12 protein-coding genes are annotated in these 8,536 nt (G+C 65.7%); 3 read left to right on the top strand and 9 right to left on the bottom strand.

The window, feature by feature from the left end; translation table 11 throughout:
• The 4 genes from HUU96_RS07100 to fabD form a co-directional block, all read right to left on the bottom strand.
• Positions 1-142, bottom strand: a 142-nt coding sequence (locus tag HUU96_RS07100; RefSeq protein WP_174292137.1) for an acyl carrier protein, incomplete at its 3' end; no start/stop codon positions are given.
• Between the two features lie 85 nt (positions 143-227).
• Positions 228-965, bottom strand: a complete 738-nt coding sequence (fabG, locus tag HUU96_RS07095; protein WP_174292136.1) for a 3-oxoacyl-[acyl-carrier-protein] reductase — start codon at positions 963-965, stop codon at positions 228-230.
• 2 nt (positions 966-967) lie between these two features.
• Positions 968-1,396, bottom strand: coding sequence for a GxxExxY protein (locus tag HUU96_RS07090; protein ID WP_174292135.1), 429 nt, complete (start codon positions 1,394-1,396; stop codon positions 968-970).
• A 22-nt stretch (positions 1,397-1,418) separates the two neighbouring features.
• The gene (gene fabD, locus HUU96_RS07085; protein WP_174292134.1) at positions 1,419-2,390 is read right to left on the bottom strand and encodes an ACP S-malonyltransferase; all 972 of its coding nucleotides are present in this window, start codon (positions 2,388-2,390) and stop codon (positions 1,419-1,421) included.
• A 160-nt stretch (positions 2,391-2,550) separates the two neighbouring features.
• On the opposite strand from fabD, the gene rpsF reads away from it, so the two are divergent.
• Genes rpsF through rplI form a run of 3 tightly spaced genes read left to right on the top strand, consistent with a single transcriptional unit; the run spans position 2,551 to position 3,833 of the window.
• Positions 2,551-3,006 carry a 30S ribosomal protein S6 gene (gene rpsF, locus HUU96_RS07080; protein WP_174292133.1) on the top strand — a complete coding sequence of 152 codons (456 nt, stop codon included), beginning with the start codon at positions 2,551-2,553 and terminating at the stop codon, positions 3,004-3,006.
• A complete protein-coding gene (rpsR, locus tag HUU96_RS07075; RefSeq protein WP_174292132.1) occupies positions 3,006-3,230 on the top strand; it encodes a 30S ribosomal protein S18 in 225 nt (74 codons plus the stop codon). The genes rpsF and rpsR overlap by 1 nt, the downstream gene beginning before the upstream one ends.
• 12 nt (positions 3,231-3,242) lie before the next feature.
• Complete coding sequence (gene rplI, locus HUU96_RS07070; RefSeq protein WP_174292131.1) at positions 3,243-3,833, top strand: 50S ribosomal protein L9; 591 nt, start codon at positions 3,243-3,245, stop codon at positions 3,831-3,833.
• A gap of 222 nt (positions 3,834-4,055) precedes the next feature.
• Here rplI and HUU96_RS07065 read toward each other — a convergent pair whose 3' ends face one another.
• From HUU96_RS07065 to bamA, 5 genes are all read right to left on the bottom strand, one after another.
• Positions 4,056-4,385, bottom strand: coding sequence for a PilZ domain-containing protein (locus HUU96_RS07065; RefSeq protein ID WP_174292130.1), 330 nt, complete (start codon positions 4,383-4,385; stop codon positions 4,056-4,058).
• A 56-nt stretch (positions 4,386-4,441) separates the two neighbouring features.
• Complete coding sequence (rpmE, locus tag HUU96_RS07060; protein ID WP_174292129.1) at positions 4,442-4,672, bottom strand: 50S ribosomal protein L31; 231 nt, start codon at positions 4,670-4,672, stop codon at positions 4,442-4,444.
• 84 nt (positions 4,673-4,756) lie between these two features.
• On the bottom strand, positions 4,757-5,230 hold the full coding sequence (gene fabZ / locus HUU96_RS07055; protein WP_302480223.1) for a 3-hydroxyacyl-ACP dehydratase FabZ: 474 nt from the start codon (positions 5,228-5,230) through the stop codon (positions 4,757-4,759).
• Positions 5,227-5,883: an OmpH family outer membrane protein gene (locus HUU96_RS07050; RefSeq protein ID WP_368039746.1), complete on the bottom strand. Its 657-nt coding sequence runs from the start codon at positions 5,881-5,883 to the stop codon at positions 5,227-5,229. Before HUU96_RS07050 ends, fabZ begins: the two co-directional genes overlap by 4 nt.
• The coding region (gene bamA, locus HUU96_RS07045; RefSeq protein ID WP_438827064.1) for an outer membrane protein assembly factor BamA at positions 5,883-8,536 on the bottom strand (2,654 nt) is incomplete at its 5' end. The genes HUU96_RS07050 and bamA, both read right to left, overlap by 1 nt.

Here is an 8,536-nt window from a genome sequence, read left to right as displayed (position 1 = left end):
CGAAGGCCATGACCAGCTCGACGATGTCGAGGCTGTCCGCGCCCAGATCGTCGATGAAGCTCGCGTCCTCGGTCACCTTGTCGGCCTCGACGCCGAGGTGCTCGACGACGATCTTCTTCACGCGGTCGGCGGTCTCGCTCATGGTATTGCCTCTCGTTGCAAGCTTAGCTGTTGATGAACGCCCGTAGAGCGGGGTCTTTCCGCGTGCAAGCGTCAGATCATCGCCCCTAGATCATGGCCATGCCGCCGTTGACGTGCAGCGTCTGGCCGGTGACGTATCCAGCCTCCCGCGATGCGAGATAGACCACCGCCGCGCCGATATCCTCGCCGCTGCCGAGATCGCCGGCCGGGATGCGGGTGGTGAGCGCCGCCTTCTGCGCGTCGGGCAAGCCGTCGGTCATCGCCGAGCGGATGAAGCCGGGCGCGACGCAGTTGACGGTGATCCCCCGGCTGGCCAGCTCCTGCGCCAGCGCCTTGGACATGCCGACCAGCCCCGCCTTCGACGCGGCGTAGTTGGCCTGGCCCGGATTGCCGGTCGCCCCGACCACCGAGGTGATCGAGATCATTCGCCCGAACCGCGCCTTCATCATCGGCCGCGCGGCGGCGCGCATCAGGCGGAAGGCGGCCTCCAGGTTGACGCGGATCACGGTGTCCCACTCCTCATCCTTCATCCGCATGGCGAGGTTGTCGCGGGTGACGCCGGCGTTGTTGACCAGGATGTCCAGCCTGCCGAGCCGCTCGGCCGCCTGCGGCACCAGCGCGTCGACCGCGGCGGCGTCGGACAGGTCGCAGGGGAGCGCGACATGCTCGCCGGCCAGCGATGCGCGGAAGCTCTCCAGCTTGTCGGCATTCGAGCCGGAAACCGCCAGCCGCGCGCCTTGCCTGGCCAACGCCTGCGCGATGGCCGAGCCGATGCCGCCCGATGCGCCGGTCACGAGCGCGGTCATGCCTGTGAGGTCGAACATCGTCATTCTCCGTTGGATTGGTTTACGCGGAGGCGCGGAGACGCGGAGGAGCGATGATTGTTGACGACGCGTCGCACACCTTCCTTGAGCATCTCGCCGCCGAAATTGATGAGTAGCTCTACGGGCTGGTCGATCAGTCGGAGGTAGGTGAGCAATTGCTTGCCGTGCACCGCAACGAGCCTTTCCACTGACTTGATCTCAACAACCAACCGACCGTCAATCAACAGGTCGACCCGAAACGCCGCCGGAAATCGCTGTCCGTCAAAGACGATATCGACCGGATGCTGTCGGAAGACCGAATATCCCGCCGCCTCCAACCGACCGGCAAGAACGATCCCATAGACGCTCTCCAGCAACCCCGGACCAAGCTCGCGGTGGATCCGCAATGCCAGATCAAGCACGTCACCGCTGATCTCATCAATGTCTCTCAATCTTCTCCGCGCCTCCGCGTGATTAAAGCCGTCCTACTAAATCCTCGATATCATCCATCGTCACGACGCTGGTGACGGTCGCGTCGGGTGCGATGCGCTTGACCATCGGGCCGAGCACCTTGCCGCCGAACTCGACGAACTGGCTCACCCCCGCCGCCTGCATCGCCAGCACCGACTCGCGCCAGCGGACCATGCCGGTCACCTGCTGCACCAGCGCGACGCGGATCGCGCCCGGCGACGCGATCGCCGCGGCGTCGACGTTGCAGAACACCGGCACCACCGGCGCGGACAGGTCGGCGTCGAGCAGCGCATTCTCCATCGCGTCGGCGGCGTCCTGCATCAGCGGGCAGTGGAACGGCGCCGAGACCGGCAGCAGCACCGCGCGCTTGGCTCCAAGCTCCTTGGCCAGCGTGACCGCCCGCTCGATCGCGATGCGGTGGCCGGAGATCACCACCTGCGATGGGTCGTTATCATTGGCGACGGTGCAGACCAGCTGCCTGTTCGAGTTCGGGCCGCCCTCCGCCAGGATCGCATCGACCGCCGCGCCGGCAATCACCTGCGCCAGTGCCAGATCGGCCCCGAGCAAGGCCGCCATCGCGCCTTCGCCGACCGGCACCGCCGCCTGCATTGCCAGCCCGCGCACCCGCAGCAGCCGCGCGGTCGTGCCAAGGTCGAACGCGCCGGCCGCGCACAGGGCGGTATATTCCCCCAGGCTGTGACCGGCGACGTAATCGGCCTTGTCGGCCAGGCGCACGCCGCCCTCCTTCTCCAGCACCCGCAGCGTGGCGATGGCATTGGCCATGATCGCCGGCTGTGCGTTTTCGGTCAGGGTCAGCTCGTCGATCGGGCCGTCCGCCATCAGCCGCGACAGGCTCTGCCCCAGCGCGTCGTCGACTTCCTGCAGCACCTCGCGCGCGGTCGGGCTGGCCTCGGCGAGCGCGCGGCCCATGCCGACCGTCTGGCTGCCCTGGCCGGGGAAGATGAACGCGCGCATATCCGATCCTCTCGTTTCTCGGGCGTTCGCCTAGAAGAAACAGTGCCGCTTCGCCAAGGTTGCTTTTCGCGGCGGCCTCCGCCATAGGCGCGCCACACCGAACGACAGCCGGAGGGGCGATGCATGGGGCATCGCCAGCGATCGGCAGGAGAATGAACGCATGGCTCTTTACGAGCACGTGTTCCTTGCGCGCCAGGATCTGGCACAGGCGCAAGTGGACGCACTGGCGGAAGCCGCCACCAAGATCGTCACCGACATGTCCGGCAAGGTCGTCAAGACCGAGACCTGGGGCCTGCGCAGCCTGGCGTACCGCATCGCCAAGAACCGCAAGGCGCATTACGTGATGCTGGAGATCGACGCGCCCGGCCCGGTCGTGGCCGAGCTGGAGCGCCAGACCCAGATCAACGAGGACGTGATCCGCTACATGACCGTCAAGGTCGACGAGCTGGAGCAGGGTCCGACCGTGATGATGCGCAAGCAGGAGCGCGACCGCGAGCGCCGTAGCGACCGCGAAGGCGGCGACCGCGGCCCCCGTTCGGATCGGGGCGGCGATCGTGATCGTGGTGACCGCCCGGATCGCGGCCCGCGCCGTGACCGTGAAGAGGAGATGGCATAATGGGCCGCCCGTTTTTCCGCCGCCGCAAGAGCTGCCCCTTCTCCGCCAAGGACGCTCCGCGGATCGACTACAAGGACGTGCGCCTGCTTCAGGGTTTCGTGTCCGAGCGCGGCAAGATCGTGCCGAGCCGCATCACCTCGGTGAGCGGCAAGAAGCAGCGTGAGCTCGCCACCGCGATCAAGCGCGCGCGCCATCTGGGCCTGCTGCCCTATGTCGTTAAGTAAGGAGTAGCAGCAATGGATGTCATTCTGCTGGAGCGGGTCGAGAAGCTCGGCGCGATCGGCGACGTGGTGAAGGTGAAGGACGGGTTCGCCCGCAACTTCCTGTTGCCGCGCAAGAAGGCGCTGCGGGCCAACGAGGCCAACCGCAAGGTGTTCGAGGCCAACCGCGCCCGTATCGAGAGCGACAATGCCGCGCGGCGCGGCGAGGCCGAGAAGCAGGCCGGCGGGTTCAAGGACGCGTCGGTGACGCTGATCCGCCAGGCGTCGAATACCGGCCAGCTCTATGGTTCGGTCGCCGTGCGCGACCTTATCGAGGCGCTGGAGGCCGCGGGGCACAAGGTGACCCGTGCCCAGGTGGTGCTCGATAAGCCGATCAAGGCGATCGGGCTGTACCAGGTCAAGGTCGCGCTGCACCCCGAGGTGTCGGTGCCGGTCAAGGTCAACGTCGCCCGCTCGCCCGAAGAGGCCGAGATGCAGGCGACCGGCGTCGACGTCATGGCGTCGATGTTCGAGCGCGACGAGGCCGGCTTTATCGAGGACTATGATCCCAATGCCGAGCCGGGAGCGACTGCCGAGGTTTCGGCGGCTGAGCCGGCCGCGGGCTGACCTGCTGACGCAGATCCAATGATGAAGGGCCGCCCGATCGCTCGGGCGGCCCTTTTCGTTTGCAGCTTGTCCGTGGGATCAGCCGGTGACGCAGGCACCCAGCATGGCGGCCAGCGGGATCAGCGCCATGACAATCGGGAGAGCGGCTTTCATCGTGCATCCTGTCGACAGAACGGTGTTGTCGAGCGATGAAATGCACAGAGCCGCCGAAAGTTGCCGATTCTACCGCATCCCCGGCGCGTGATGCTCCAGCAGGTCCTCGAACGCGGCGGGGTCGAGCGGGCGGTGGAACTGGCAGCCGGCGACGTAATCGTCCGCCCACATCACGTCAGCGGCGATCTGGCCGATGTCGGGCAGGGTCAGCCAGATGGTGCTGCCCTTCTTGAGGGCAGAATAGCTCTGCAGCCGCGCGCCGCTGATCGAGATGTCGACCACCTTGCACAAGGTGCGCGCGAGGCCGCCGATGCCCAGACCGGCATCGAGCGAGAGCGGAGCGCGAGGCGCGCCGCGCCGATTGCCGTTCTGGGCTGGTTCGAATTCGGCGGCGAACATTGCGGTGTTCTAGCCGCCGATGGCTAACGCCGCGTTAAGCGATCACTCGCACGCAGTTATTTGCGCAGCGTGAGCCCGCCGCCGAACCGCTTGTTGAAGCGCGCGACCTGGCCACCCGAGTCGAGCATGGTGCCGCGGCCACCGGTCCAGGCGGGATGCGCCAGCGGGTCGATGTCGAGCGTCATCGTGTCGCCCTCCTTGCCCCAGGTCGAGCGCGTCTCGAACACGGTGCCGTCGGTCATCTGCACCTTGATCATGTGATAGTCGGGATGGGTGTCGGTCTTCATCGTAACGCTCCGGAAATAGCTGGTTCCGACCAGCCTGGAAGAGAGCCGCGTCCTACACGCAGGCGCTGCCATTGGCAAATATGGTCAGGCTTCTGGCGGGTCGGCGATCATCGCGGTGAAGCTGCACTCGGCGGCGAGTTGTCCGTCGATCACGGCACGGCCAGCGAACTTGCAGACGCTGGACCGCTTCTGCACGAACTCGACCTCAAGCCGCAGCAGGACGCCCGGCTCGACCGGCTTCCTGAACTTGGCCCCGTCGATCGCCATGAAATAGACGAGTTTGCCGGTGCCGGCGAGGCCCAGGCTCTCCACCGCCAGGATGCCGGCCGCCTGCGCCAGCGCCTCGACGAGCAGCACGCCGGGCATGATCGGACGGCCCGGGAAATGGCCTTGGAAGAAGCCCTCGTTGATCGTCACCGCCTTGATCGCCGTGATCGACCGATCGAGGATCAGCTCCTCGACCCGGTCGACCAGCAGCATCGGATAACGATGCGGCAGTGCCGCCATCACCCGCCCGATATCGAGCGGGCCGATGGCGGCCGGCGTGCCTTCGTTCACCGGCCGGAGTTGCGGCGGCTGGTCGCGGCGGGTGCGGCAGCGGCAGGGGCGGCACCGGCGGCCTGACCCTGCTGGCCCGGCTGCCAGCCTGCCGGCGGGGTGATGCCGACGGTCGGCACCAGCCGGTTGAGCTCGACGGTGATCGCTGGCGTGATGTCGGCGGTCGGCTGAGCGAACAACACCGCCTGCGGCGAGACCAGCAGGCTGACGTTCTTCGTCTTGACGACGTTGCCGACCGCTTCCGGCAGCTTCGCCTGGATCTGCTCCAGCGTATAGGCTTCGGCACGCTGCGCCGGCTGGGTGATACGGGCGATCTCCGCCTGCCCCGCCTGCTGCTTCGCCTGGATGGCGCTATACTGGGTCTGCAGCGCCGCCTGGTTGGCGTTGGGCGCGCTCTGCGCCGTCTGGAACTGGGTCACCAGCGGCCGCAGCTCGGCCTCGATCGCCTGGCTGCGGGCCTGCGCCTGGTCGAGCTGCGCCTTGTAGGTGGTCTCGATCTGCGAGCGAGCGGTGGTGTAGGCGGCCGAGTTGGTCACCGCCGCGCGCGCATCGGCGACGGCGATGCCGCCGACCTGCGCGGTCGCGGCCGTGGCACCCAGAGCGGCCGGGACGGCCAGCGTCGCGGCCAGGAGCATGGTCTTCATCTTGGTCATCAGAACGTTGTCCCTACGTTGAAGGTTACGAGTTTCTTGTCGTCGCCGGGCTGGCTGAGCAGCGCCTTGGCGATATCGATGCGCAGCGGCCCGAATGGCGAAGCCCAGTTGACGCCGATACCCACGGTCAGGCGCGGCTTGGACGTGCCGCCATAGTAGGTTTCCTTGAACGGCGCGGTCGAGGTTTGATACACGGAGTTGGTCGAACTGCCCGAACAGGCACCACCGCCGACCGACGAATAGCCGATGGAGCAGGTGGTCACCAGACCGACGTTCGTCGCATCCTCCGCCGACACCAGATATAGCTGCCGGCCGGAACTGTCGACGACCGGCGTCGTGATCGGCAGCACCGTCACCTTGCCGTTGACGTCGGTGATCGTCGGAAAGCCGGTGGTCGGCAGCGGCCGCACCAGGTTGAACAGGCTGCCCGCCTGAACATAGATGGACGGCCGCAGCCCCAGTTCGCGCGCGCCCGCGCCCAGCGGCAGTTCGAGCTCGGCGCGGGTCAGGTAATAGGCGTCGCCGCCGAGCGCATCGTCGCTGATCTGGTTCTTGTCGGTGACCAGGATCTGGTTGCCGTCGGCATCGGTCGTGTACGGCGCGCGCTTGATGCGCGGACCGATGCCGCGGATGTCGAAGCCGTGGAACTGCGGCTCGCCCAGCGTGAAGCGATCGGTGATGCGGACCTTGTCGATGCCGGGGCCGCGGCTGCCCTCAAGCGAGCGGATATACCCCGCCTCGCCCGACAGCGAGAAGACGAAGCCTGAGCCGAGGCTCTTGAACTTCGATGCCTCGATGCGCGTGCGGACATATCGAACCGCACCGCCCAGTCCGGCGATATCCTGGCTGAAGGCGAAACGCTGGCCGGCGGTCGGACGCAGCCGGCTGTTGAGGCTGTCATAAATCAGTGAATAGCCGACCGCCGAGGTCAGGCGATTGCCGATCGCCTCGCACAGATAGCGCCCGGCCTTGAGCGGGTCGCAAACGCCGTTGGTGAAGTAGGTCGCCTGGTCCAGGCCGACCTCGTCATAGGATAGCTGATACCGCGGCGCGATCTGCCAATACTCGGTCAGCGGCATACCAGCGCGAATCTGAAACCCGGTCGATACGTTCGAATAGGTCGTCTGCCGGTTGTCGCCGACCTGATTGAACGAGTTGTAGTCGCGGCGGAACAGGTCAATGCCGACGGCAATGTTCTTGTTGAAGAGATAGGGCTCGGTGAAACCCAGCTCGACCGACTTCGAATAATAGGAATAGTTGATGCCGGCGCGCAGTTCCTGGCCCTTGCCGCGGAAATTGCGCTGGGTGATGTTCGCCTGGACGATGAATTGTTCAAGGCTCGAATAGCCCAGCGACAGCTCCAGCTGGCCGGTTGGCTTCTCCTCGATATTGCTCTCCAGGATCACGCGGTCGGTCGCAGTGCCCTGGTTCTGCTTGATCTCGAACTTGTCCTGGAAATAGCCCAGGCTGTTGATGCGGTCGTTGGAGCGCTTCACCTGAAAGCTGTTGAACGCATCGCCTTCGGCCAGCCTGATCTCGCGGCGGATGACGCGGTCCTGTGTCTGCGTGTTGCCGTTGATCTCGACCCGTTCCACATAGGTTCGCTGGGCCTGCGCGATGTGGAAATTGACCGCCATCGTCAATTTATCGTGATCGGGCGTGTATTCCGGGTTCACTTCGGTGAACGCGTACCCGAACAGCCCCGCGGTCTTGCTCAGGTTATCGATCGAGTCCTCGACCTGCTTGGCGTTATACCAGTCGTCCTTCTTCATCGGCAGCGTGGCGGCGAGCTTCTTGTTGTCGAAGTCGCGGATCTCGCTGTCGACGGTCAGATCGCCGAAACGGTAGCGCTTACCCTCCTCCACCACGTACGTGATGATGAAGTCCTTCTTGTCCGGCGTCAGCTCGGCGACCGCGGAGGTGACGCGGAAATCGGCATAGCCTTCGGTCAGGTAGAACTGCCGCAGCTTTTGTTGGTCGTAGGACAGGCGGTCCTGATCGTAGGAGGTGCTCGAAGACAACAGGCGGAACCAGCGCGACTGCTTTGTCACCATCTGGTCGCGCAGCTTGCTGTCGGAGAAGACCTCGTTGCCGATGATGTTGATCTGGCGGACCTTGGACTTGGGTCCTTCGCTCACCTCGAAGATGACGTCGACGCGGTTCTGGTCGAGCGCGACCATCTTCGGCGACACGATGGCGGCGAAGCGGCCCTGACGACGGTACAGCTCGATGATGCGGCCGACATCCTGGCGGACGGCGGTGCGGGTGAAGATCTGCCGGGGCTTGAGCTTCACCTCCTTGGTGATCTTGTCTTCCTTGAGGTGCTTGTTGCCCTCGAACACCACCCGGTTGATGATCGGGTTCTCGCGGACGTGCACGACGATGTCGCCGGTCTCGACGCCGCTGATCGTGTAGTCGGCAAACAGCTCGCTCGCCTGCAGGTCCTTCAGCGCCTGGTCGAGCGTCTCGGCGGTGTATTTGATGCCGAGGCGCAGCTTGGTGTAGCTCAGCACCGTCTCGGGCTCGATCCGCTGCGCGCCCTCGACGCGCAGGGTCTTGATCGACTTGGCATTGGGATCGGTGACGACCGGGGCCGGCGCATCCGACGGGCGCGGCAGGTTGGTGACCGGGCCGCTCGCCGCCGGGCCGCCGG

This window comes from Sphingomonas bacterium (assembly GCF_903644135.1).
In the GTDB taxonomy this organism is placed as follows: Bacteria; Pseudomonadota; Alphaproteobacteria; order Sphingomonadales; family Sphingomonadaceae; genus Sphingomonas.
Note: the sequence above shows the minus strand (reverse complement) of the source record. Positions and strands in the feature narration are given on the sequence as shown.